The 666-nt window shown below is 16.2% G+C and carries 3 protein-coding genes; all 3 read right to left on the reverse strand.

From position 1 onward, the window contains the following. The coding region (locus tag M0D11_RS06305) for a hypothetical protein (RefSeq protein WP_252321113.1) at positions 1-203 on the reverse strand (203 nt) is incomplete at its 3' end. Positions 204-318: 115 nt separating this feature from the next. Next, a complete protein-coding gene (locus M0D11_RS06310; RefSeq protein WP_252321115.1) occupies positions 319-489 on the reverse strand; it encodes a hypothetical protein in 171 nt (56 codons plus the stop codon). Beyond that, complete coding sequence (locus M0D11_RS06315) at positions 489-653, reverse strand: hypothetical protein (RefSeq protein WP_252321117.1); 165 nt, start codon at positions 651-653, stop codon at positions 489-491. The genes M0D11_RS06310 and M0D11_RS06315 overlap by 1 nt, the downstream gene beginning before the upstream one ends. Positions 654-666: the final 13 nt, after the last annotated feature.

Consider the following 666-nt stretch of genomic DNA (forward strand, 5'->3'; position numbering starts at 1 on the left):
ATTTTGAATATTGAATAAATAATTTTTTTAAATTTACTAACTTTTATTTCTTTTTCAATTTTTTTATCTAATGTTTTAAGTTTTTCTTTAATAACTTCAATTTTTTCTTTAATAACTTCTGAAGTAAATTGGTTTTTATTAGTAATTATTTTATCTAATTCTTCTTTGATTTTTTCTTCTGCGATTAAAAATTCTATAATCATTTTTTCTCCTTTCAAAATAAAAACTCATTTACTTTAAAATAAAGCAATGAGTTAAAAAACTTATATTAAGTTTATATTATTTTTATATCATAAATATTTACTAAATATGTATAATTTAATTAGTTATTTTTTCATAAATTAAATATCCAATACCAATAATTACTAAAATTAAACCAATTATGCCAATTATTATTAAACTAGCAACTATTTCATATCATATTGGTACATTCATTAATTCTCATCTACTTAAATAAAATCAATGTGTAAATCAATATCAAAATGTCATTATTTATGTTTTTCCTTATGTTTCTTTGTTATTTGATTTAAAGTTTGACTTAAATTTATATAATTATTAATAATTTTATTTAATACTTCTTGTTCATTAGTATCTAATTTATTACTTATTTCATTAGTAAATTCAATAATTTTTTCTTCAATTTCTTTTGTCATTATTTACTCCTTA

Source organism: Spiroplasma endosymbiont of Lariophagus distinguendus (assembly GCF_023846195.1).
Lineage (GTDB): Bacteria > Bacillota_I > Bacilli_A > Mycoplasmatales > VBWQ01 > Spiroplasma_E.